Here is a 22348-nt window from a genome sequence, read left to right on the forward strand (position 1 = left end):
AGCGCTTCCCCAGACCAGGAAGCAGGCCGGTCACCAAGGGGGCCAGGACTCTCCGCTTGAATCGGCACTCCGGCGGCAGGGAGGCGGAAGGGCGGCACGGACAAGGAAACGGTCAAGCTGTTTGTGGAAATCCGACAGGGTTTCTCCCGTACTCTCAAGGGGAGGCTCGGACCCACGCGCTGTTGTGATGAAGGGCCAGCACACACCAATGGCCTGGAGGTTGTGGTCGACAGCAAGGCCAGGTTCATGGGTGACCCCCGCCACCGGACGATGGATCATGTCGTCCGGATAATCTCTGTTGACCAGTCCGTGCATCGGTGGACCGCCAATGCACAGCAATCTAGTCCAGTGAGGCAGAGAATTTCATTCAGGGCTTGTGAGGTAACTGATCCACACACCACTGGAAATCCCTCTGAACCTGCTCACGGACGGCCCCATGGTCAAACCGACGCCCGCGGGTCGCCAGGATGGCCGGCAGCACAGCCGAGGGCTCGAGGCTGGCCAGATCACACCCGGGTAGATCAAGCCTTCGGCAGAGGTCCCTGCCCTTGTTGGAGTAGTGGAGATGGAATGGAACCCGCCCTGCAGCCAGTGACAGAACAGCGGTGTGAAAACGTACGGCGATGACGACGCCCACCAGGGAGAACAGGGCCATGGCCAGCTGCCAACTCGGCACGGCGGGGCTGTCGGCAAACGGATTCAGGATGGCGGTGGCGGGGGCACGGGCCTGGATGGCAGCGGCCACTTCCAGGTCATTGTCAGAGCCGTAGGCCCCTGATTGGATCAACACCACCGGCCTGAGTCCAGCGGCGGAAAGCCCTAGGCAGAGCCGGGACATCCTGGAGACGAAGGCGTCATTGTCATGGCCGTACATGCTGTCAAAGCCACGCACGGACAGAACGGCCGCCTGGTCCGGGTGAATGAGCAGGCGCTCCAGGCAGCGGCGGGCCATCGCCTCCGCCAGAGGGGAACTCTCCAGGACGAAAGCAACGTCATAGGACAGCCTGGTGGGAACTCCAGCCGCACAGAGTCGCTGGTGACTCTCTGCATCGCGAACACAGACCGCCGCCAGGCGTTTCAGATAGCGTTGCAGCAGGAGAAAGCTGAGGCCGTGGCAGGAACGGGGAATCGACTGGCCGAACAGGATGGTGTGGCGTGAGTGACGTCTCAGTTCAGCCAGGTTCATCAGGAAGGCCTTGGTGACGAACCATTCCCGGGAGTTGTTGAAGATATCGCCACCCACGCTGATGTAGGCCCCACAGTCCGTGGGCCGGTTCTGCAGAAAGGTGACCCCCAGGGTGGGGTCAGGCCGCTCATCCTGCACATGGGCGATCAGGTCAGCACCCGGCAGGAGTTTGCGAAACGCGCTGTAGATGGCTGCATCCCCCAGATTCAGGGTGCTGTAGGCGTTGATCAGGCCGATGCGCACGGGGAGTCTGCAGAGGGAAACGGATCAGGGAAGGGGGAGAGGATGCCAGGAGCGATGCACTTGCACTTCATATGTTTCCAGAATGGAGCAGGAAGTTGCATCATTCAGCCACTGGATCAGTGAAGCACAGAACCTCAACGACCGGAGCTGTTCACCGGTTGGGCCCCTGGAGCCAGGCTGCCGATGGGATCAGAGAGCCCAGGCCTGGGACTGGAGGGACATCTTGGATGGGCGGGAGCCCCGGGCCAGGAGCGGTAGGAGGCGCCGTGGGCCTGAGGAAACCAGTCGTGCCAGTGCTGGCCAGGGAGATCGCTCATGCTGACCGCAGGATTCGACGCAGCTTCCCTTTCACCATCTCCAGGGTTGGAATGGAGCGGGCGAAGCGCCGATAGGCGGCTCCGATGCCGAAGAGCCTGACCGGCCGCTGGCCGGAGAAGGCGGTCCGATCCAGGAGGGCAAACCAACGATCCTGGAAATTGGCCTCATAATCAGCATGCCAGGGCTTCACTTTGCCCAGGAAATGGATGATGCCATCGGAAAAGCCGACATCCGCCCTGCCCTTGGAGGTGTTCCACTTAGGATCAAGGACTAACCAGTCGTCAGCCAGGACGATATTCAGTGCGTCTTGATCCATCTGGTCAAGCAGGTCATAGTTCTCCTGCGCCACCGTCAGTGCCCTCGATTGGATGTGGTCGCGCCTCCACACGTCCAGATCCATGACAATCACACCGGAATTGAAGTAGTGGCGAGGGTTGGTTAGTTTCAGCTTGTCACGAAGACGTTGTTGCTGCTGCGGGGTGTCGATGCCACCATCAATCACACAGGCGCTGGATTTGCCTTGCAGATCGAGCGTCTGCAACTCCTTCAGGTCTGAACACACGATGAGGTCTGTATCCAGGTAGATGCAGCGGGAAACGTCCGACAGATACTCGGGGATAAAGAAACGGGCATAGGGGGATTTACTCTTCACAAGGAGCGTACTTCGCAGCTTGTCAACCTGTCCCAGGTCAAAGTCAATGAACTTGATGACACCAACATTGGGAGTTTGCCAGGAATCGACGAGGTGCCGCCGATCCACCGGGGACAGGTCAACGCTGATGACATAGGCATTCAGGGTTGCGCTGCAGGTTTCCAAGGCGGAGCGAACGGTGACGGCCGCACCCCAGAGATAGTTAGCGGTGGCGACAATCACAATATTGACCATTGTGGCGTAAGCAACCTTGGAATTGAATGTAGCTCAGCAAGAAGAACGGCGCCGCCGCCATGACCGATTGGCCGCAAAACCTGACATGGGACTGGGGAGTGCTGAACGGTGCCGCCTGGGTCATGCCGATCCCCGAAGTTGTTCAGCAGGGGTTCTGGATGCAGCCAGGGCGGCGCTGAGAGGCATGGTCGAAGAGCAGGCGTCATCAGGGCTGGCTCGCGTGGGGACGCAGAGGGCGACTCCGGTATGGGCTGAAGCACTGGCTCGCCCCTGGCACACCACGACCAGTCGATGGATGGATCGCTGGATGGATCCTGCGGGAGGGTGGGGCCGACCGGGTCGGGTCTGCCGTCAAGCAAGAATGGAATGAAACAGAGCCGGCCCGGCACGGCGGCAACAGGGGCTCCGGATCAACACACTGTGGGATGGTTCTGCATCCGGAGTGGGAATCAGCGTGCGCAAGGGTGGATGCGCGTCAATCCCCCGCCCAGATAGCCCCCTGGCTGGCGGACTTGGGGTGCGCTAGGGTTGATTCTGAAAGCCAATCGGGAAAGCAAATCCAAGTCGACACCGATGTCGAAGTTCCTGTTCTGGCTTCTTGCTCTGGTGTGCAGTATCGGCACATCCGGCCCAGCTCTGGCTTTACCGATTTCGCCAGGAGATCGGGTGAAAGTGACCATTCCGGAAGGGGAAGAATTCAGCGGAATCTTTGAAGTCAATCTGAATGGAGACCTTGAGCTTCCATTTCTCAAGGCCATTTCAGCCGCCGGGCTGGAACCGGATCAACTTCGGAAGCGTGTATCTCAGGCCCTCGTACAACAGGGCTTCTTTCAACCCTCCTTCCTCAGGGTCAGCCTGAGCGTCGTCCAGTGGGCACCGGTGCAGGTCTTTGTCATTGGATCCGCGTTTCAGCCCGGCCGGGTGCTGATCAACGAACTGAGTGACGCGGAACAGACCCAGACGCCTGTTCAGCTGTCCGGGCAGGCACCGCTCAATCGAATGCTCACCATGGCCCTGCGTCGTGCCGGAGGCATCACGCCCACCGCTGATGTCACCGCGGTGGAATTCAAGCGGGGATCACGGAGGCAGGTGATTGACCTCTCCGGAGCGTTCACTGGGCAACCCTTCAGGGACATTCCCTTGATTGCTGGCGACCAAGTCATTGTTCCAGACACCGGAATCGTCAATCCACTGATCGTTCGCCCCTCCCAGATCACGCCCGCCGAAGTTGAGATCAACATTTCCAATCTCACGGTCCCTGCAGCTGGAAATTCCGTGGCCGGCATCGGCTCCCAGGCCAGGAATTTTCCCTATGGATCACGCTTGTCCCATGCGGTGGTCTCGGCCAACTGTGCTGGGGGGACCTCGGTCACCAATGCCCGTCGCCGGGCCATCCTGGTGAGAACAGAGCGAACGTCGGGCAAGACAACGGTCTATGAGAGGGGTGTGGAAGAGCTGCTTCGCGCCTCGACAGACAGTGGGAACAATCCCTATCTCATGGCAGACGATGGCGTTGCCTGTTATGACTCCAAGATGACTAACTTTCAGGCCGTTCTTAGCATCTTTACCCAGTTTCTCAATCCGGCTGTCCTGATTTATGATCGCAGCATTCCCTAGCAGAGAATGAGATATTTCCCCCCCTTCCTACGACGAATCAGGCCCAATGTGCAGGCTGTGCAAGAGCCCCTGGGCAAGGCGGGCCGACTGTTTTCCGAGCAGTTCCGAAACATACCAGGGCCGAAGGTTCCCGATCCGAAGGGATGGTGGAAAAGACTGAGTCGCACGGACAAGCTGCGCTGGAGTCGTTATCTTTTTGTCTCCACGTGTACCAATGGGCTGATCTGGGGATCCAGCATTCTGTATCTGTTGCTTGCGAGGCCTGTGTATACGAGCTCCTGGGCCTTGATCCTGCCTGGAAGCGCCAATGCTGTGAACCTGAGTCTACCTGATATTGGCCAGGCCACAGCTTCCAGCGAATCCCTGGGTTTGGCAACTTTTGATCCCCGTGCCAACTACGAGTACATCTTCGTCAGTAAGCAGGTGCTCGCCAGGGCTGCCAAGATTGCCAATGTGCCAAAGGGGGAATTTGCCAAGCCTCGAATCAAGAACATTGACAATACAACTCTGATGCAGATTGATTCCACCGGCCCATCTCCCGAGGATGCACGCAAGCGTTCCTATGCGTTGTATGAAGCCATGGTTGAACGGCTGAGCGAGCTGCGCGTCAGTGAAATCAACCAGCGGCAAGGGCCCACCCAGAAGATTCTGTTGGAGACACAACAGAAGCTTGAGGCGGCCCAGAAGGATGTGTCCGAGTACAAGCGCAGGTCCGGGCTGACGTCGACGGAACAGGTTGAGACTCTCTCGGCCAATATCGAACAGTTACGCAAGCAGCGAGCCGAACTTGCGGCTCAGCAATCCCAGGCGGAAAGTCGACTGCAGAAGTTAAGCCGCAGCCTGGGCCTTTCTCCATCGGAGGCCGCAGATGCGTTCAAGCTGCAAGTGGATCAGATCTTCCAGCAGAATCTGAAAGATTACAGCGAAGCCACTTCGATCCTGAAAGTTCAACTATCAAAGTTCGGCCGGAATAATCCTCGGATTCTCAAGGAGATCAAGCGTCAGGAGGCGGCAAGGCAGGCGATGAACCAGCGAGCCAACGCCTTACTTGGTCGCCCTGCATCCGGCCAGCTGCTCTCAAGACTTGCGTTGACGGGCGCAGGGTCGGGACGCGAATCTCTGTTCCAGAACTTGGTGAGCTACCAGTCCGATGCCAGTGGCGCGGCATCACAGGTTGGCAAGCTGGATCAACAAATCAGTTCCCTTGAGGACCGTCTTCGGATGATGTCCCAGAGACAGTCGTCATTGGAGAATCTGAAGCGGAATGAACAGATAGCCGAAGCAGTCTTTGCATCGACATTAGCCAAGCTCGATCTTGGTCAGTCCAACATCTTTGCAGCCTTCCCGCTGATCCAGATTGCTGTTGAACCGACACTGCCAGAAAAAGCGACCTCTCCCAAACGGTCGTTGGTTCTGGCTGGCTCAGCCTTTGGCTCCATCCTGACGACAACAGGCCTTTGGATCTTGTGGATCCGCAAGCCCTGGATCAAGCGGCTCGCCCGTTGGGTCTCAACCTAGCCGGGAGACTTCATTGGGACTCAAGACACTTCTTTCCAAGGCTTTCCGTTCGGAGGATGATCTTCGGCCTGGAAACTGGCCCGAGCGTCTGGTGTGGTGGTCAATCATCTGCACCTATCCCATCTGGCTTGTCGGCGGACTGTATGTGGTGGGGTCGGTTCTGTGCTGGCTACTCCTGGGTTGCCTGTTGATCAAGATTCTGGCCCGGATGGATCACCCGGAGGAGAATGAGGAGATTTCCATTTCGCCCGTGATCTGGCTGTGGATCATCGGCATGATCGTCATGGAAGTTGCCTTGATCGCAGGCCATGTGAATTTCAACCTCGGCACTGGAGCCATCATCAAGTCAACGATTGGATGGGCGAAAGGTTGGGCCGCCCTGGCCCTTTACCCGTTAGCCGGGGCCCTGCCGATTCGTAGCAGCATCCCGACCCGTGCCATCTGCATCGTCGGATTTCATACGCTCCTGATCATCCCGTTCCTGATGCTGACCCCCCATCTGGGACTACCAGAAGTCCTGTACGTCTCACCCTTGCGAGCGGTGGGTGGTCCGGGCAATGAGTTCTTCGATGTGCCTCTCTATGAAATCGACGGTAGCACCGGTGATCTTCGTTGGCGTCTTTTTTCGCCCTGGGGACCAGCGCTGGGTTTTGTGGGGAACATCAACTTTATGATTTGCCTGTTGGAAAAAAACCGCAAGTGGAAACTTCTTGGGATCGCTGGTTCCATCGTGATGTGCTTTGTCTGCAAATCCAGGCTTGCCCAGCTCTGCATCATCCTGATCCCAGCCGTGACGGCCGTGGTGTCGAGACTCCGCAGACCGTCCATGCTGATTTCCCTTGGGGTTCTCTCCTACCTAGGCGGCATCTTTGCCACCTCGATATTGACAGCCATCAACGACTACTGGGAAGGCTTCAAAGGAGCCAGGGCAGGCTCCACGCGTGTGCGCTTCGCACTCAAGCGCATCGCCTTCCATCGCTGGGAGACCGAGGCTCCGATCTGGGGGCATGGAGTGGTGGAGGGAGGCCCCCACCTTGTGGAGTACATGGCCATTGGCTCCCACCACACCTGGGCCGGAGTTCTTTTCGTCAAGGGGATTGTCGGCTTTTTTGCCCTGGCCATTCCCATGCTGGCAACCGGCCTTGATCTGCTGCGCCGCGCAGCCAGTCCGAGTTATCAACTTGGCTCCGCAGGGCTGGGTATCATCATTCTCCTATTCATGTATACGTTCGGCGAGAATCTTGAGATCCTCGTCTATCTTTTCTGGCCTGGGATGGTGATCATGGGTATGGCACTTCAGGAGAAGAGAAGCTCACCCCAGCCGGCGCTGGACGCTGTGTCGTGATTCACACCCTTTCCGGCTGCATTGAGATGCCCAGATGCCATGATGAGCCATCGGAAGCTCCGCAGGGGGGTGAACCTTGATGCGCCCGCTGAGCAACCTCAAGCGATTCATCCCCAAGGATCGATTCATCCGCAACATCGGCTGGATGGGTGTGGGGGAGGTGGGGATTCGGGTGTCGCGGCTCGTGGCCACCGTTCTGCTGGCCAGGCTGCTGAGCCCCAGGGACTATGGCCTGGCGGCCATTGTGCTGACTTCCGGCGAGCTGGTCAAAGTCTTCACTCGTAACGGCATCGGCGACAAGATCGTGCAGGCCGACGCGGAGGAGGTCCAGGAGATCTGTCAGACGGCATGGAGTCTGAACTGGCTGATCGGCTTCGGCTTATTTCTTATTCAGATCATTGGTTCGTTTGTCTTTGCCAGGATCTACAACGACAACGCACTGGTCGTGCCGATCATCGTGGTGAGTTTCAGCTATCTGATCTACCCACTCTCCATGGTGCAATCAGCTCTGGTGCGCCGAAAGAATCGGCTGAAGTTCTACAGCATGACCAACCTCACAGCTGTCGCCAGCGAGAACCTGATGACGGGAATCTTTGCGCTGATGGGGATGGGCATGTGGGCGATTGTGCTTCCCAAGTTGCTGGTCGCCCCGGTCTGGGTCGCCATGATGCTGCGCTTCGAGCCCTGGAGGCCCGCCCTGTCGTTCACGCTCAAACGCTGGAAGTCCGTGCTCCAGTTCGGCAGTCGCATCCTCGGGGTTGAGCTGCTCAACACCTTCCGGGAGAATGTGGACTATCTGGTGATCGGTCGCTTCATCGGTGTCAAGGCGTTGGGGGTGTACTACTTCGCCTTCAACGCCGGACTGGGTCTGAGTCTGAGCGTGATCAATGCCCTGTCGGTCTCTCTTTACTCCGACTTCTGTGACGTTCGGGGCCAACCCGGCGTCCTCAAGGAGCGCTTCAGGAAAAATCTGCTCACCATCACCAAGGTGATCGTGCCCGTGGTTGCCCTGCAGTGCAGCCTTGCGCCTCTGTATGTTCCGGTCGTGTTTGGTCAGAAGTGGGTGGCCGATGGCGCGGTGCCCATTCTCATGCTGATCTGCCTGTCGGCCCTCTCCAGGCCCTTCGCCAACGCATCCGCCATGTTGTTCCGCGCCGTGGGCTTACCCCAGGTGGATCTGCTCTGGAACCTGGCCTTCACGGTGGCCCTCACCGTGGCCATCCTGATTGGCACGACATGGGGATCCCTGGGTGTCGCCGTGGCCGTCGCAGCGGCCCATCTCACCCTTCAACCGATCTACCTGATCATGGGTCAGCGGCTATTGCGAAGGATTCAGATCGCCCAGCCCGCAGCCCTGTGAAACGCCTCCAGAGCGCGGTTATGGTGATGGAAGCCTTTCCAGCCTCGCTGCTCTTGCCACAGAGCTGGAGCACGTCAGTGGCGCTCTGGGTGCCAGTAGAGCCAACCAAGGTGTCCGCCCGCCCGATCCACTCGTGAAGATCTACGCCATTTGTCTGATCAAGAATGAGGGGGACGTGATTGCGGATTGCCTGCATCACGCCCTGAAGTTCTGCGATCGGATCTTCGTGCTGGACAATGGCAGTACCGATGGAACCTGGGAAACGGTGAATGCCCTTGCCCAGCGGTATCCGGCCATCGTGATTGAGGAGCAACTTCTTGTGCCCTTCCGTGATGGCATGCGCTCCATCGTCTACAACCGATATCATCATGAGCTGACGGATCAGGATTGGTGGTTGCGGCTGGACGGTGACGAGTTCCTCGATGGCGACCCGAGAGATGTGCTCGCCAAGGCGAATCAGGAAAGAGCCGATTTCGTGACGGCCTGGAATCTTCAGTTCTATTATACGGATACCGATTACAAGAACTGGGCGGCCGAGAAACTGGATACCAGCCGGCCCATCACCGAACGGCGCCGCTACTACTCCGCCAACTGGCGTGAGTACCGATTCTTCCGCAACCAGCCCGATCAAGCCTGGAACGAAGCCGTGGCCCCCCAGTGGCCCGACGGGCTCAGGAAGGCCTGCTCCCAGCGGCTCTACAACCGCCACTATCCCTACCGCACGCCTGATCAGATCAAGGCGAAACTCCAGGCCCGCTACGGCCATGCCCAGTTTCGGCATATCGACTCCATCGACTGGACCTCCAAGCTCCTGCCGGCCCGTCGGTTGAACCATTTCCAGGAGGGTCAGCCGCCAACGATCAACCAGTTCGATTACTACAGCAAGCGCCTGCGGATGGCCTGGATCACCCTGATCGGGCGTTTCAAGGCGCTGCTGCGTCGGCTCGGGGGAGCCCGGCGTTCCAGCCATACGTCGTAGCCACCGCGATGACGCCCACCGATCCGCTCGAGACCACCGCGGTGGTTCCCGATCCAGCAGGGCTGCACACACCGAAGATTTCGGTGGTGGTTCCCGTCTACAACGCGGCGCCGCACATCGCCCAGACGTTGGGCTCGGTGCTGACGCAGAGCCTGGGCGACTGGGAATTGATCGCCGTGGATGACGGATCGACGGACGACAGCCTGGCCATCATGGGCCGCCTGTTCGGGGACGATCCCCGCATCCGGCTGGTGCCCCAGCCCAATGCGGGGGTCTCAAGGGCTCGCAACCGCGGCGTGGCGCTGAGCCGGGCGCCCCTGATCGCCTTCCTGGATGCCGATGACCTCTGGCATCCCGACAAGCTGCGCCTGCATGTGGAGCACCACGACCACCATGCCGACGTGGGCGTGAGCTTCGCCCGCGTCGCGTTCCTCTCTCCCGAGGGAACACCCACAGGCCAGCTGGCGGCCCAGCCCCGAACCTTCTATCGACCGGTGGATTTCCTCTGTGAGAACCCCACCAACACCACCTCCAACTGGGTGCTGCGGCGCGAGCTGTTCACCACGGTGGGTGGGTTCGTCTCCGACATGAGCTACTCGGAAGATCTGGAATGGTTGCTGCGGGTGGCCTGCGACGGCCGCTGGCGCATCACCGGGCTGCCCCAGGTGCTCACCTACTACCGCACATCGGTGGGGGGACTCTCCTCCAGCCTGCAGCGCATGGAACAGGGCTGGCTGCGGCTGATCCAGGAAGCCCGCCGCTATGCACCCGACCTGGTGGCACAGCATTTCGCCACCGCCCAGGCGATTCACCTGCGCTACCTGGCCCGGCGCTCCCTGCGCCTGGGGGGGACGCCCGCCGTCGGCACCGATTTCATGGTCCGCGCCCTGCGCTCCGACTGGCGACTTCTGCTGCGGCAGCCACGACGGACACTGCTCACGACCGTGGCGGTCTTCGCCCGTCAGCTGCTGGCACCCTGGCGCCGCCTGGGTGGCCGCCCGGGCAAGGCACGGCCATGATGGCCATCGCCGACGCCCCCGTGCCTGTGAACCCCCGTCCATGAGCCGCTCTCCCCTGGTCACGGTGGTGATGCCGCTCTACAACTCCGCTGCGACGGTGCGGGAGAGTCTGGAATCGGTGCTGGCCCAGACCTACACCAACCTCGAGATCCTGGTGGTGAACGACGGCTCCACTGATGATGGGGTGGCGATCTGCCAGGGCTACGGGGATTCCCGCCTGCGGATTGTGCACCAGCGCAATCGTGGTCTGGCGGGCGCCCGGAACACGGGGATCCGCCAGGCCCAGGGGGAGATTCTGGGATTTCTCGACAGTGACGATCTCTGGCTGCCCACCAAGGTGGAGCGCCATCTGGCCCATCTGCAGTCGCAGCCCGAAGTGGGGGTGAGTTTTTCCCGTTCCAGCTTCATTGATGAGGCCTCCAGGCCCATCGGCCTCCACCAGATGCCGCCCCTGCGCCATATCACCCCGCAGGTGGTGTTCTGCCGCAATCCGATCGGCAATGGCTCCGCGGTCGTCATCCGCCGGGAGGTCTTTGAGGCCATTCGCTTCACCGCCAATCTCTATGGCACCGAGGAGGAGTTCTTCTTCGACGACAGCTTCCGGCAGTCCGAGGACATCGAGTGCTGGCTGCGGATCGCCCTGCAGACCCACTGGCGCATCGAGGGGATCCCCGAAGCCCTGACGCTGTACCGCATCAGCGACGGCGGACTCTCGGCCAACCTGATGCAGCAGTACGCCTCCTGGGAGCGGGTTCTGCTCAAGACCGAAGCCACCCACCCCGCGTTCATTGCCCGGTGGGGCTCCAGGGCCCGGGCCTACCAGCTGCGCTACCTGGCGCGCCGGGCCACCCGGCAGCGGGATGGGGCCATGGCCGTGCGGCTGCTGCACCAATCCCTGGCCACCGACTGGAGGGTGCTGCTGGAGGAACCGCGCCGCACCCTGATCACCCTGGTGGCGGCCTACCTGCTGCTGGTGTTGCCGGAGGGTCCCTATCGCTGGCTGGAGGGCCGGATGCTGCGCTCCACCGGCGCCAGCCAGAGGCGGCGCATCCAGGGGGAGCTGGGGCCATGAAGATCCTGCTGGTCTGTTCGTCGGGGGGGCATTTCAAGGCCCTGCAGCAACTGGCCGACTTCTGGGGGCGCCATCCCCATCTCTGGATCACCTTCCGCACGCCGACCACGGAAACGGCACTGGCGGGAGAGGAGGTGCTCTGGGCCCACAGCCCCACCAATCGCAACCTGCCGAATCTGCTGCGCAACCTGGGCCTGGCGCTGCAGGTGATCCGCCGCCGGCGGCCGGATGTGATCGTCTCGACCGGCGCCGGTGTGGCCGTCCCCTTTCTGCTGATCGGTAAACTTTTCAGATGCAAGACCGTGTTCATCGAGTCCGTGACCCGCATCGAGACCCTGAGCCTCTCGGCGCGGCTCGTTCGGCCGTTTCTTGACATCCTTTACGTGCACTGGCCCCAGCTGCAGCGCCGCTATCCCCGCGCCGAGCTTGTCCAGGGCAAGGTCGGATCATGATCCTGGTGAGCGTGGGGACGGAACAGTTTCCCTTCAACCGGCTGATGCAGTGGATGGAGCTGCTAATCCAGCAGGGGCTCATCGATGAGGAGATCGTTGTTCAGTACGGCACCTGCACGTTTCTGCCCAGTGGAACCACCGTGTACCGGTTGCTGAAGGAGGACGCCTTCCGGGCCCTGGTGGAGAAGGCACGGGTCGTGATCGCCCATTGCGGGGAAGGAACGGTCCTGTTGCTCGATGAACTGGAGCAGCCCTTCATTCTGGTGCCCCGCAGTGTCCGCTATCAGGAGCATGTCGACGATCACCAGGTGGAACTCGCCCTGGCCCTGAAGCAGATGGGAGTGCCGATCGCCTGGAGCCCGGCCGATCTGGTGCGCTTTCTCGACGCCCCGTTCAAGACGTCCATCAGCGACGTCACCGACAGCTCCGCCCAGTCCCTCTGCCGGAGTCTCCAGTCCCACTTCCCGGAGCCATGATGGGCGGCCCCTCCTCCCCGGAACCGTTCGTCAGAACCGTGCGCAACGGTGTGCTGATCCTGCAGCTGCCGCCGCGGCTCACCGTCACCGAAGCCGTGGCCTTCCGCTCCGGTTTCGCCGGCTGGCTGGCGGAGGTGGAGGGCCTGCGGCAGGTGGTCCTGGATTTCGGCGGCACGGCCAACATCGACAGCAGCGGCATCGGTGCCCTGGTGGGGGCCATCAAGACGGCCCAGGAGCGCGGGGTCCCCCTGGCCGCCTGGAGCCTGCACCGTCAGGTGTTCCTGGCCCTGCAGATGACCGGACTGGAGAAGGTTCTGCCGATCACGGCCCATTCCGAGGGTCTGCTGCCCCAGCTCTCCCGGACGGAGGACCAGCGGCCACCGCTCACCCACCCCTCGGTGCGCTCCGCCGTCAAGCGGTGCCTGGATGTCGGCGGCGCCCTGGTGGGGCTGGGGGTCACGGCGGTGTTGTTCCTGCCCATCGCCCTGGCGATCCGCCTGGACAGCCCGGGGCCGATCCTGTTCAGCCAGGTGCGCTGCGGCTGGATGGGCCGTCACTTCCGGATCTGGAAGTTCCGCTCCATGGTGAGTGATGCCGAACAGCTGAAGGACCGGGTGGTGAACCAGGCCCAGGGGGCCTTCTTCAAGAATGACAACGACCCCCGGATCACCCGCGTGGGCCGGATCCTGCGCAAGACCAGCCTGGATGAACTGCCCCAGTTCTGGAACGTGCTGATCGGCGACATGAGCCTGATCGGCACCCGGCCCGCCACCCCCGATGAAGTGCGTCGCTACGCCATTCCCAGCTGGCAGCGGTTCGATGTGCGGCCAGGCCTGAGTGGGGAATGGCAGGTGAGTGGCCGATCATCGATCCGGGATTTCGAGGATGTGATCCGGCTGGATCTCCGCTACCAGCAGAAGTGGAGCCTGGGCTACGACCTGAAGCTGATCGTCCGCACCTTTCTGGTGCTGTTCAGCAAGGACTCCGGGGCGGCATGATCCGGCCCCAGCCTTCGGACTCCGATCGGCCCCTCAGCCAGCTCACGGTCAACAGTGATCTCGATGCCATCGAGACGGTGCTCGGCTGGTTTGAGCAACTGAGTGATCCGGCCGTGCCTCCGGAACTCTGGATGCAGGCCCAGCTGGCCCTTGTCGAAGGCTTCACCAATGCCGTGCGCCATGCCCACGCCGGTCTCGACCCTCCGCCGCCGGTCCGGCTGTCGGTACAGGTGACCAGCGAACAGTTCTGCGTGCAGATCCTCGACCGCGGCGCCCCCTTCGACTTCGAGGCCGCCCTGGCGGCCGTGGATCAGGCGATGGAAGCGAGCGGCCACGATCCCCTCGCCAGGGAGGCCCACTGGGGCCTGGTGATGCTCCTGAAGCTGCGCAGCGCCTACGGATGGACCATCCGCTACCGCCGGATCGATGACGGGACCAACGGCCTGTCCCTGTGCCACCCGATCAGCGCTGATGGGGCGGCAGGAACGTCATCGTGAAGTATTCAGGATGGCAACGGGCAGGCTGAAAGATCGACCAGCGGGTCCAGAGATGCAGGTAGTGATTTGTCCCGTTCGGCCCCCGTCCCCAGCCATGGGCAAGGGGCTCACCCCACACGATGCTGTTCGATTCCAGGGGTTTTCTTCGCTCGGGGGGTAGTGAGATCAGATCGCCCCGGTAGAGAATTCTCCGGCCCCGGTAGAAGAAGGCGGGTTCCGTGTCCGTGTTCTTGGTCTTGTTGTTCTCATCCACGAGGAACCAGACCTTCTTGCTCTTCTGGAGCAGCCAGAAGCTGCGCGAACAACGGGGAGGGACCGTGTCGTTCTTGTAGCTGTAGAGAAGGCCGTGGCGATGTTCAGGAGCCCCAAGGGATGGGGCGACGATCTCCAGACCCATGAACAGAACGGCAGACGTGCTGACTGCGAATCGATGCAACTGTGACGCAATGAACGATTGCCGCAATCGGGGCTGCAACCGGGCTGACCGTTGAACTTGATGGGGAAAGTTTAGACCCGGGCCAGGCCCCTTCCGTGCCAGGCCCCGGACCGGGGCTGCGCTCCGCTCGCTAACCTGAAGTGAGCTAGCGATCCCTACTCACCCCATCGTGAACCGCCAAGCCATCCTGCCCCTGGCTTTGGCCCTGTTCAGCTGTTGCTCCGGGTGGTCGCTGCAGCCCGCGCTGGCCGCCGCCGCGGGCGGCGAGCCGGCAGCCACTCCGGTGGAGGAAGCGACCACGACGGAGCCCGCCGCGTCCCCGCTGCAGCTGGTTCTCGACCGCCGGCGGCGGCTGCTGAAGGTGATGGAGGGGGACCGGGAACGGCGCCGCTTCAAGGTGGGGGTGGGCATGCCCGGCTGGGAGACCCCGGTGGGTTCGTTCCGCGTGATCGAGAAGACCGCTTATCCGATCTGGGAGCATCCCGCCAAGGGCGTGCGCATCCCCCCTGGTCCCACCAATCCCCTCGGCTCCCGCTGGATCGGTTTCCACCGCGACTGCAAGGGCCGGCGCGGCTTCAACGGCCAGGAGCACCTGGAGGTGAAGGGATGCGTGACCTCCGGCTTCCACGGCACGCCGCATCGCGACAGCGTCGGCGGTGCCGTCTCCCACGGCTGCGTGCGTCTGTTCGACGAGGACGTCAAGGAGCTGTTCGAGATGGTGCAGGTGGGCACACCGGTGACCGTGCTGCCCTGAGCCCGCCGACGCCGGCAAGCGGAGCGCTCCGGGGCAGCCCGTAGAGTTCCAGGCGCACCAGCGATCGAGCGCGGATGAGGGTTCTGTTTGCCGCTGCGGAGTGCGCACCCATGATCAAGGTGGGGGGCATGGGCGACGTCGTGGGCTCCCTGCCACCGGCCCTGGCGGCGCTGGGCCATGACGTGCGGATCATCATGCCGGGCTACGGAAAACTCTGGAGTCGGCTGGAGATTCCGGCCGAACCGATGTGGCGTGGCCACGCGATGGGCACCGATTTCGCCATCTACGAAACCCGCCACCCCACCAGTGGTCTGACCATCTATCTGGTGGGCCATCCGGTGTTCGATCCCGAGCGCATCTATGGCGGCGAAGATGAGGACTGGCGCTTCACCTTCTTTGCCAACGCCAGTGCCGAATTCGCCTGGAACGGGGGCTGGAAACCCCAGGTCCTGCACTGCCACGACTGGCATACCGGCATGATCCCGGTGTGGATGCATCAGGACCCGGAGATCAGCACCGTGTTCACCATCCACAACCTCCGCTACCAGGGGCCCTGGCGCTGGAAACTGGACCGCATGACCTGGTGCCCCTGGTACATGCAGGGCGACCACACCATGGCAGCGGCCCTGCTCTACGCCGACCGGGTGAATGCCGTCTCGCCCACCTATGCGATGGAGATCCGCACGCCGGAATACGGCGAGCGCATCGACGGCCTGCTCAACTTCATCAGCGGCAAGCTGCGCGGCATCCTCAACGGCATCGACACCGAGGACTGGAATCCCGCCACCGACGCCACCCTGCCGGCGCCCTTCTCCTCAGCCGACCTCAGCGGCCGCAGCACCTGCAAGCGGCTGCTGCAGGAACGGATGGGACTGAACGTCAGCCCCCGCTCCTACCTGATGGGGATGGTGAGCCGACTGGTGGACCAGAAGGGGGTGGACCTGCTGCTGCAGGTCGCCGACCGGGTGCTGGCCTACAGCGACAGCCAGTTCGTGGTGCTGGGCACCGGCGACCGGGGCTACGAGTCGGGCCTGTGGCAGATGGCGGCGCGCCACCCGGGCCGCTTCTCGGTGTTCCTCACCTACGACGACGCCCTGTCGCGGCTGATCTACGCCGGCAGCGACGCCTTCCTGATGCCGAGCCGGTTCGAGCCCTGCGGCATCAGCCAGATGCTGGCGATGCGCTACGGCTCGATCCCGGTGGTGCGCCGCGTCGGCGGTCTGGTGGACACCGTGCCCCCCAACGACCCCACCGCCGGCACCGGCACCGGCTACGGCTTCGATCGCTACGAGGCGATCGACTTCTACACGACGATCGTGCGCTCCTGGGAGGCCTACCGCAACGAACCCAGCTGGCAGGAGCTGCAGCGGCGGGCCATGACCACGGACTTCAGCTGGAACCGCTCCGCCCTGGAGTACGACGCCATGTACCGGGAGGTCTGCGGGGTCAAGGAGCCCACCCCCGACGCGGCCCAGGTGGAGCGCTTCTCCCAGGGTCAGGGGGCGGATCCGAGCCTGCTGCATGACGACTCCAGGCCCGAGGGGTCCCCCAAGGAGGCGCCGCCGCCCCAGCGGCCCCGCAACCCCCTGGCCCTGCTGCGCCGCCGCAACGATTCCTGAGCCAGCCCCCCGTGTCCGGCGTCCATGGCTGATCCGGTTCCGCCCCCCTCCGAGCTGCCGGCGCCCTACGCGAGCCCCTGGGGCCGGCTTGGCCAGGCGCTGCGGGCCGTGCTGGCCTCCCTGCGCCTGAAGCTGCGGGAACTCTGGCGCCGCAATGGCGAAGGGGATCTGTCGGTGCCGGGGTTCTGGCCGCAGGGACTGGCCCCCCTGTTCTGGCCCCTGCTGCTGGCGGCCCTGCTGGCCCTGCTGCTGGCCCTGCTGCTGGCCCTGGCGGGCCAGGCCCGGCGCGGGATGTCCCACCGTGGCGCCCGCCCGGACCTGGGTCCCGCCGTTCCCGTCGTGGCGCCTGCGCCACCGATGGCCCCTTCTGCCGTGCCGTCGGGGGACCTGCCGGCACCGACGCCGAGCGCCCCGCCGCCCGGACCCGCACCGGCTCCCGTGGCCGACGCCGCAGCCGTGGCCGAGCCCGAACCGCCGCCGGTCCTGGAGCTCGACCCCCTCCTGGCCCTGCTGGCGGAAGATGACCCCGACCATCTGATCGCCTCGGCCCATCCGAAGCCTGCCGAGGGCCGCCTGGTGCTGACGATGGCTCCGGCCTACGCCGGGCTCGCCCCGGCGAGCCGGGGCCGCTGGGCGGAGCGCTGGCAGCAGCGGTCGCTGGCGCTGGGCTACGAGCGCCTGGAGCTGGTGGACAGCCGGCAGCGGCTGCTGGCCCGGTCCGCGCTGGTGGGGTCCGGCATGATCCTGCTCGACCCCGGGACCTGAGGTTGATGCTGCTGTCGTACCCGTCACTGTGCGAGCTCTGGGGCCGGCCCCTGGGGGCACCCGGGGCCGGCGAACCGGATGGCTTCCGCGGCATCAGCACCGACAGCCGCGGCGATCTGGGCGGCGCCCTGTTCCTGGCGCTGGTGGGGGAGCGCTTCGATGGCCACCGCTTCGTGGCCGACGCCTTCGCCGCCGGGGCGGCGGCGGCCGTGGTGCAGCGGGACCGGCTGGACGGGTCGGCCCTGGCGGAGCTGGTGGCCGGCGGCGGCGGGCCGATCTGGCCCGTGGACGACACCCTGGAGGCCTACCAGCAGCTGGCCCGCCTCTGGCGCCGGCAGCTGGGGCTGCCGGTGGTGGCGGTGACCGGTTCGGCGGGCAAGACGACGACACGGGAACTGATCCGGGCCGCCCTGTCCCCCCTCGGGCCGGTGGTGGCCAGCAGCGGCAACGAGAACAATGATGTGGGGGCACCGCTCACGATCCTGAGGGCGGACGCCGGCACGGCGGCCCTGGTGGTGGAGATGGGGATGCGGGGACTGGGGGAGATCGACCGTCTGACCCGCTGCACCGAACCGGACGTGGCCGTGATCACCAACATCGGCACCGCCCACATCGGCCGGCTGGGCAGCCGGGAGGCGATCGGCCAGGCCAAGTGCGAAATCACCGCCGGACTGGGGCCGGAAGGGGTGCTGGTGATTCCCGCCGGGGACCCGCTGCTGGAGCAGTCCCTGGCGCGGGTCTGGCGGGGCCGGGTGGTCCGCGTCGCCCTGGAGGACGAGGCGGCGGGCTTCCCGGCGGGGCTGCCGGCCGCGGAGCTGCTGGGACGCCTGGAGGGCCCTTGCCTGCGCCTGCTGGACGGCCCGAGCCTGGCGCTGCCGCTGGAGGGCCGCCACAACGCCCGCAACCTGCTGCTGGCGCTGGCCGTCGCCCGGGAACTGGGCGTGCCGGCGGCGGCCCTCGGCGACCTGGCGGTGGCGCTGCCGGGCGGCCGCGCCCGCCGCCTGCAGCTGGGCGGGGTGGCGCTGCTTGATGAGACCTACAACGCCTCTCCGGAGGCGGTGCTGGCGGCCCTGGAGCTGCTGGGGGCCCCGGGAGGAGCCGGCGGAGAAGGCCGCCGCTATGCGGTGCTGGGCACGATGCTCGAGCTGGGGGACCGCAGCCTGGAACTGCACCGCCAGGTGGCGGGCCGGGCCCGGGCCCTGGGCCTCGATGGGCTGGTGATCGTGGCGGCCGACGCCGAAGCCCAGGCGATGCTCGCCGCCGCGGCAGGCCTGCCGCGGCTGGCGCGGGCGGCCACGCCCGAAGAGGCGGCCGCGCTGCTGCTCGACTGGCTGCAGCCGGGGGATCGGGTGCTGCTCAAGGCCAGCCGCGGGGTGGCCCTGGAGCGGGCGATTCCCGTGCTGGAGGCGGGCCTCGGCCCGGCCGCCTGAGCGCGCCGCTTGCTGCCCACTGGTTGATGCGCGTTGCCGCTCCCAGCAGGATGGGGCAGCCGCCGACCCCGTCCCGATGGTCAAACCCGTGTTCGTGACCACCACCTTCACGATCGAGGGCCACACGATCACCGCCTACAGGGGTCTGGTGCGCGGCATCGTCGTGCGCTCCCCCACCCTGGTGCAGGGCTTCCTGGGCGGGCTCAAGCAGATCGTGGGCGGCCGGATCGGCGCCTACACCGAGATGTGCGAGCAGGCCCGGGAGCAGGCCTACGAGCAGATGATCCAGCACGCCCGGGCGCTGGGGGCCAATGCCATCGTCGGCACGCGCTACGACGGCTCGGAGGTGCAGGGCGGCACCGCCGCCGCCACCGAGGTGCTCTGCTACGGCACCGCCGTGGTGGTGGAGCCGCAGCCCGGCAGCAGCGGCAGCAGCGCCTAGAGGAGCCGCAGGGCCATCCACGGCATCTCCAGCCGTTCGGCCAGGCACACCGCCAGCCGCGGCACCCGCACCGCCCCCGGAACGCAACCGTGGCGGAAGATCAGGGCGAAGCAGGTGGCGGCGCGCAGGATCGCCATGGCGGCGGCGGGATGGCACGAGCCTGCTCGGCCCCGTCCCGCCGCTCAGGGATCGGTGTCCGATTGTGGAGAGCCCGCAGGAGTCGCCCGATGTGTTTCCCATCCAGCACGGTGGCCCGGCTCCTGGGGGGCTGGACAGGGGGTGCCATCGCGGCGGCGTCCCTCCTGGCCGGGTCGACGCTGCCCGTGGTGGCAGCCCCCCGGACCCCACCGCTGCAGGGCACCTCCTGGCAGCTGGTGGGGATCCAGTCGATGGATGACGCCCAGGGCCTGAAGCGTCCGGCGAACCCCTCCCGCTACACCCTCTCGCTCCAGGCCGACGGCCGTGCGGTGCTGCAGCTCGACTGCAACCGCGCCACGGGCAGCTGGCAGGTGGAGCCCAGCACTGACCCCGGCAACGGCGGCTTCCGCTTCGGGCCCCTGGCCAGCACCAAGGCCCTGTGCCCGGCGCCCAGCCTGGGGGAACCCCTTGCCCGCCAGCTTCCCTACGTGCGGGGCTACCTGCTGCGGGACGGCCGGCTCAACCTGAGCCTGCTGGCCGATGGCGGCATTCTCATCTGGGAACCCCGCGCCGCCGCCGGGCCCGGCTACAGCAACCGGCCCGATCCGGCACTGGAGACGGCGATCCTGGCGGCCTCCCCCGACCTGCGCCGCCCCCTGGGAAGCACCGCCGGGGGCATGGGGCGGGTCAGCTACGTGCATGGCCGCACCGACCTCGATGGGGATGGTCGTCAGGACGTGCTCGTCTACCTGATGGGTCCCTACGTCTGCGGCACCGGTGGCTGCACGCTCCAGGTGTTCCGCCAGGAAGGGCGGGGCTACCGCCTCATCAGCAGCTTCCCCACCAGCCGGCTGCCGGTCATCGTCCCGGAGGCGCGCCGCAACCGCTGGCGCGATCTCTGGCGGCTGCAGTCCGGCGGCGGCGCCCCGGCCACCTGGGTGCGCGAGGTGTTCGACGGCCGGGGCTACCGCACCAAGGAGCGCATCCCCGCGGCCGGCCGCAAGCCGGCGGGCACCGCCGTGCTGGGCGGCGATCCCTCCCTGGCGGACGGGGCGCCACTGAAGCCGCGCCCCTGATCCATCCCGGCTGGGCTGGGGCTCAGCCCTCGCTCTCCAGTCGCCAGTGCAGCACCTGGCCGGCATGGAAAGGCACCAGGGTGGTGGTGGCGCCGCCGGCGGCGTTGCCGTGCAGGCGCGGCGGCACCGTGTGGGGCTCCCGCACCAGGGTGATGGTCCCTTCGTTCAGGGGAAGCCCGTAGAAGGCGGGCCCGTGCAGGCTGGCGAAGGCCTCCAGCCGATCCAGGGCCCCCTCCTGCTCGAACACGGCCGCGTAGCTCTCCAGGGCGAAGGGGGCGTTGTAGATGCCGGCGCAGCCACAGGCGCTTTCCTTGGCCGAGCGGGGATGGGGGGCCGAATCGGTGCCCAGGAAGAAGCTGGGCTCGCCGGAGGTGGCCGCCTGGCGCAGGGCCAGTCGATGCCGTTCGCGCTTGGCCACCGGCAGGCAGTAGAAGTCCGGCCGCAGCCCCCCCTGGAACATGGCGTTGCGGTTGATGTGCAGGTGGTGCGGGGTGATGGTGGCGGCCAGGTTGGGGCCCGCCTGGCGCACGAAAGCGACGGAGTCGGCGGTGGTGATGTGCTCCAGCACCACCTTCAGGCCCGGATACCGCCGCAGAAGCGGCGCCAGGTGGCGCTCGATGAACACCGCTTCGCGGTCGAAGATGTCGATCTCGGCATCGGTCACCTCGCCGTGGATGAGCAGGGGCATGCCGATCCGCTCCATCGTCGCCAGCACCGGCGCGATCCGGGCCAGATCGGTGACACCGGCGGCGGCGTTGGTGGTGGCGTGGGCCGGGTAGAGCTTGCAGGCGGTGAAGACGCCCTCGCGGTGGCCACGCTCGATCTCCGCCGGGTCGATGGTGTCGGTGAGGTAGGCCGTCAGCAGGGGGGTGAAGCGGCTGCCGTCCGGCAGGGCCGCCCGGATCCGGGCTCCGTAGGCCGCGGCCGCCGCCACCGTGGTGATCGGCGGGCTGAGGTTGGGCATCACGATCGCCCGCTCGAAGCTGCGGGCCGTGGCCGGGGCCACCATCTGCAGCAGGGCCCCATCACGCAGGTGCACGTGCCAGTCGTCGGGACGGCGTAGCCGCAGCAGCTGGGGCGGGGCGGCGGGGGTCTCCACGGGCAGGCGGGGCATCAGCGGGAGAACAGTTTGTCGGCGTTGCCCGTGACCAGGTAGCCACTCAGGGCGAGCAGCAGCACGCTCAGGCTGAAGAAGGCCAGGGAGGGGCCGTCCTTGATCGGCAGGGTGAGCATCGCCTTGAACGCGGACACGATCAGCGCCACCACCAGGACCTTGACCAGTTTCTCCTTCAGCTGGTCGAGGTTGCGGATGTCCAGCAGGCCGCCGCCCCCCTGGTCGTGCTCCCGGGCCGCCTCGATCGGGGAGATCAGCAGTTCGTAGACCCCGTAGCCGAAGATCAGCAGGGCGATGCCGATCAGGTAAAGGTCGATCCCCGAAACGATCGCCCCCAGCAGTTCGGCGACGACCTTCTTGTCGAGCTGATCGACGTGGCCGAGGGCGACGAGGGCCCTGGCGATCTCCACGGTGCCCAGCACGAAGGACGCCACCGTGCTGACCAGGCTCATGATCACCGGCAGGATGGCGATCAGCCGCAGGCGCCACAGGACCCGCTCGAAGCGCTGCTCCATCCGCTTGAGGCGGCCCCTCAGGGAACCCGACATGCTGAAAAAGCCCTCAGAAAGCCAACCTTAGTCATGCAAGCGTTAGCGGCAACTTCCGCT

23 protein-coding genes are annotated in these 22348 nt (G+C 65.0%); 17 read left to right on the forward strand and 6 right to left on the reverse strand.

Annotation, left to right across the window (positions count from 1 at the left end; translation table 11 throughout):
• Positions 1 to 367: 367 nt before the first annotated feature.
• Both L107_RS06870 and L107_RS06875 read right to left on the reverse strand, forming a co-directional pair.
• Positions 368 to 1429 (reverse strand): polysaccharide pyruvyl transferase family protein, encoded by a 1062-nt coding sequence (locus L107_RS06870; protein ID WP_236550549.1) that lies wholly within the window; start codon positions 1427 to 1429, stop codon positions 368 to 370.
• A gap of 313 nt (positions 1430 to 1742) precedes the next feature.
• A complete protein-coding gene (locus tag L107_RS06875; RefSeq protein WP_159817285.1) occupies positions 1743 to 2633 on the reverse strand; it encodes a glycosyltransferase family 8 protein in 891 nt (296 codons plus the stop codon).
• A gap of 528 nt (positions 2634 to 3161) precedes the next feature.
• On the opposite strand from L107_RS06875, the gene L107_RS06880 reads away from it, so the two are divergent.
• The 11 genes from L107_RS06880 (at position 3162) to L107_RS06930 (ending at position 13966) form a co-directional block, all read left to right on the forward strand.
• Positions 3162 to 4250 carry a polysaccharide biosynthesis/export family protein gene (locus tag L107_RS06880; RefSeq protein WP_236550550.1) on the forward strand — a complete coding sequence of 363 codons (1089 nt, stop codon included), beginning with the start codon at positions 3162 to 3164 and terminating at the stop codon, positions 4248 to 4250.
• Between the two features lie 57 nt (positions 4251 to 4307).
• Positions 4308 to 5768, forward strand: coding sequence for a hypothetical protein (locus L107_RS06885; RefSeq protein WP_201295825.1), 1461 nt, complete (start codon positions 4308 to 4310; stop codon positions 5766 to 5768).
• A gap of 187 nt (positions 5769 to 5955) precedes the next feature.
• Positions 5956 to 7113 carry an O-antigen ligase domain-containing protein gene (locus L107_RS06890; protein WP_236550551.1) on the forward strand — a complete coding sequence of 386 codons (1158 nt, stop codon included), beginning with the start codon at positions 5956 to 5958 and terminating at the stop codon, positions 7111 to 7113.
• Positions 7114 to 7192: 79 nt separating this feature from the next.
• The gene (locus L107_RS06895) at positions 7193 to 8473 is read left to right on the forward strand and encodes a lipopolysaccharide biosynthesis protein (protein WP_159817289.1); all 1281 of its coding nucleotides are present in this window, start codon (positions 7193 to 7195) and stop codon (positions 8471 to 8473) included.
• 133 nt (positions 8474 to 8606) lie between these two features.
• On the forward strand, positions 8607 to 9452 hold the full coding sequence (locus tag L107_RS06900; protein ID WP_159817291.1) for a glycosyltransferase family 2 protein: 846 nt from the start codon (positions 8607 to 8609) through the stop codon (positions 9450 to 9452).
• Between the two features lie 8 nt (positions 9453 to 9460).
• Complete coding sequence (locus tag L107_RS06905) at positions 9461 to 10471, forward strand: glycosyltransferase (protein WP_201295826.1); 1011 nt, start codon at positions 9461 to 9463, stop codon at positions 10469 to 10471.
• Positions 10472 to 10511: 40 nt separating this feature from the next.
• The gene (locus L107_RS06910) at positions 10512 to 11543 is read left to right on the forward strand and encodes a glycosyltransferase family 2 protein (protein WP_159817293.1); all 1032 of its coding nucleotides are present in this window, start codon (positions 10512 to 10514) and stop codon (positions 11541 to 11543) included.
• Complete coding sequence (gene pssD / locus L107_RS06915) at positions 11540 to 11995, forward strand: PssD/Cps14F family polysaccharide biosynthesis glycosyltransferase (RefSeq protein WP_159817295.1); 456 nt, start codon at positions 11540 to 11542, stop codon at positions 11993 to 11995. Before L107_RS06910 ends, pssD begins: the two co-directional genes overlap by 4 nt.
• Positions 11992 to 12471, forward strand: coding sequence for a glycosyltransferase (locus L107_RS06920; RefSeq protein ID WP_159817297.1), 480 nt, complete (start codon positions 11992 to 11994; stop codon positions 12469 to 12471). Before pssD ends, L107_RS06920 begins: the two co-directional genes overlap by 4 nt.
• Positions 12471 to 13469 (forward strand): sugar transferase, encoded by a 999-nt coding sequence (locus L107_RS06925; protein WP_159817299.1) that lies wholly within the window; start codon positions 12471 to 12473, stop codon positions 13467 to 13469. Before L107_RS06920 ends, L107_RS06925 begins: the two co-directional genes overlap by 1 nt.
• Positions 13466 to 13966: an ATP-binding protein gene (locus L107_RS06930; RefSeq protein ID WP_159817301.1), complete on the forward strand. Its 501-nt coding sequence runs from the start codon at positions 13466 to 13468 to the stop codon at positions 13964 to 13966. Before L107_RS06925 ends, L107_RS06930 begins: the two co-directional genes overlap by 4 nt.
• Here the strand turns inward: L107_RS06930 and L107_RS06935 are convergent.
• On the reverse strand, positions 13932 to 14429 hold the full coding sequence (locus L107_RS06935) for a hypothetical protein (protein WP_159817303.1): 498 nt from the start codon (positions 14427 to 14429) through the stop codon (positions 13932 to 13934). The two genes, L107_RS06930 and L107_RS06935, sit on opposite strands and share 35 nt — an antisense overlap.
• Before the next feature lie 142 nt (positions 14430 to 14571).
• Here L107_RS06935 and L107_RS06940 point away from each other — a divergent pair, with 142 nt between their 5' ends.
• From L107_RS06940 to L107_RS06960, 5 genes are all read left to right on the forward strand, one after another.
• Positions 14572 to 15156 (forward strand): L,D-transpeptidase, encoded by a 585-nt coding sequence (locus L107_RS06940; protein WP_370515417.1) that lies wholly within the window; start codon positions 14572 to 14574, stop codon positions 15154 to 15156.
• A gap of 74 nt (positions 15157 to 15230) precedes the next feature.
• Positions 15231 to 16775: a glycogen synthase GlgA gene (gene glgA, locus L107_RS06945; RefSeq protein WP_159817305.1), complete on the forward strand. Its 1545-nt coding sequence runs from the start codon at positions 15231 to 15233 to the stop codon at positions 16773 to 16775.
• Positions 16776 to 16799: 24 nt separating this feature from the next.
• A complete protein-coding gene (locus L107_RS06950) occupies positions 16800 to 17540 on the forward strand; it encodes a hypothetical protein (RefSeq protein ID WP_159817307.1) in 741 nt (246 codons plus the stop codon).
• Positions 17541 to 17545: 5 nt separating this feature from the next.
• Positions 17546 to 18970, forward strand: coding sequence for a UDP-N-acetylmuramoyl-tripeptide--D-alanyl-D-alanine ligase (murF, locus tag L107_RS06955; RefSeq protein ID WP_159817309.1), 1425 nt, complete (start codon positions 17546 to 17548; stop codon positions 18968 to 18970).
• A gap of 76 nt (positions 18971 to 19046) precedes the next feature.
• The gene (locus L107_RS06960; RefSeq protein WP_159817311.1) at positions 19047 to 19412 is read left to right on the forward strand and encodes a YbjQ family protein; all 366 of its coding nucleotides are present in this window, start codon (positions 19047 to 19049) and stop codon (positions 19410 to 19412) included.
• On the opposite strand, the gene L107_RS06965 is transcribed toward L107_RS06960, so the two are convergent.
• Complete coding sequence (locus tag L107_RS06965; protein ID WP_159817312.1) at positions 19409 to 19549, reverse strand: hypothetical protein; 141 nt, start codon at positions 19547 to 19549, stop codon at positions 19409 to 19411. The genes L107_RS06960 and L107_RS06965 overlap by 4 nt on opposite strands.
• Before the next feature lie 90 nt (positions 19550 to 19639).
• Between L107_RS06965 and L107_RS06970 the strand changes: the two genes are divergently transcribed.
• The gene (locus L107_RS06970; RefSeq protein WP_159817314.1) at positions 19640 to 20626 is read left to right on the forward strand and encodes an META domain-containing protein; all 987 of its coding nucleotides are present in this window, start codon (positions 19640 to 19642) and stop codon (positions 20624 to 20626) included.
• 22 nt (positions 20627 to 20648) lie between these two features.
• Here L107_RS06970 and pyrC read toward each other — a convergent pair whose 3' ends face one another.
• Together pyrC and L107_RS06980 are read right to left on the reverse strand one after the other, a co-directional pair.
• Entirely contained in the window at positions 20649 to 21740 is a 1092-nt protein-coding gene (gene pyrC / locus L107_RS06975; RefSeq protein WP_159817316.1) for a dihydroorotase, read from the reverse strand.
• Positions 21740 to 22288: a YqhA family protein gene (locus tag L107_RS06980; RefSeq protein WP_159817318.1), complete on the reverse strand. Its 549-nt coding sequence runs from the start codon at positions 22286 to 22288 to the stop codon at positions 21740 to 21742. The genes pyrC and L107_RS06980 overlap by 1 nt, the downstream gene beginning before the upstream one ends.
• Positions 22289 to 22348 lie beyond the last annotated feature (60 nt).

Source organism: Cyanobium sp. Copco_Reservoir_LC18, from assembly GCF_009834675.1.
Classification (GTDB): domain Bacteria; phylum Cyanobacteriota; class Cyanobacteriia; order PCC-6307; family Cyanobiaceae; genus Cyanobium; species Cyanobium minutissimum.

Coding starts and splice junctions, on each gene's coding strand:
- L107_RS06920 (WP_159817297.1), top strand. CDS start 11,992: ATGATCCTGGTGAGCGTGGGGACGGAACAGTTTCCCTTCAACCGGCTG.
- L107_RS06960 (WP_159817311.1), top strand. CDS start 19,047: ATGGTCAAACCCGTGTTCGTGACCACCACCTTCACGATCGAGGGCCAC.
- L107_RS06875 (WP_159817285.1), bottom strand. CDS start 2,633: ATGGTCAATATTGTGATTGTCGCCACCGCTAACTATCTCTGGGGTGCG.
- L107_RS06930 (WP_159817301.1), top strand. CDS start 13,466: ATGATCCGGCCCCAGCCTTCGGACTCCGATCGGCCCCTCAGCCAGCTC.
- pssD (WP_159817295.1), top strand. CDS start 11,540: ATGAAGATCCTGCTGGTCTGTTCGTCGGGGGGGCATTTCAAGGCCCTG.
- L107_RS06895 (WP_159817289.1), top strand. CDS start 7,193: ATGCGCCCGCTGAGCAACCTCAAGCGATTCATCCCCAAGGATCGATTC.
- L107_RS06905 (WP_201295826.1), top strand. CDS start 9,461: ATGACGCCCACCGATCCGCTCGAGACCACCGCGGTGGTTCCCGATCCA.
- murF (WP_159817309.1), top strand. CDS start 17,546: ATGCTGCTGTCGTACCCGTCACTGTGCGAGCTCTGGGGCCGGCCCCTG.
- L107_RS06965 (WP_159817312.1), bottom strand. CDS start 19,549: ATGGCGATCCTGCGCGCCGCCACCTGCTTCGCCCTGATCTTCCGCCAC.
- L107_RS06980 (WP_159817318.1), bottom strand. CDS start 22,288: ATGTCGGGTTCCCTGAGGGGCCGCCTCAAGCGGATGGAGCAGCGCTTC.
- L107_RS06910 (WP_159817293.1), top strand. CDS start 10,512: ATGAGCCGCTCTCCCCTGGTCACGGTGGTGATGCCGCTCTACAACTCC.
- L107_RS06970 (WP_159817314.1), top strand. CDS start 19,640: ATGTGTTTCCCATCCAGCACGGTGGCCCGGCTCCTGGGGGGCTGGACA.
- glgA (WP_159817305.1), top strand. CDS start 15,231: ATGAGGGTTCTGTTTGCCGCTGCGGAGTGCGCACCCATGATCAAGGTG.
- L107_RS06950 (WP_159817307.1), top strand. CDS start 16,800: ATGGCTGATCCGGTTCCGCCCCCCTCCGAGCTGCCGGCGCCCTACGCG.
- pyrC (WP_159817316.1), bottom strand. CDS start 21,740: ATGCCCCGCCTGCCCGTGGAGACCCCCGCCGCCCCGCCCCAGCTGCTG.
- L107_RS06925 (WP_159817299.1), top strand. CDS start 12,471: ATGGGCGGCCCCTCCTCCCCGGAACCGTTCGTCAGAACCGTGCGCAAC.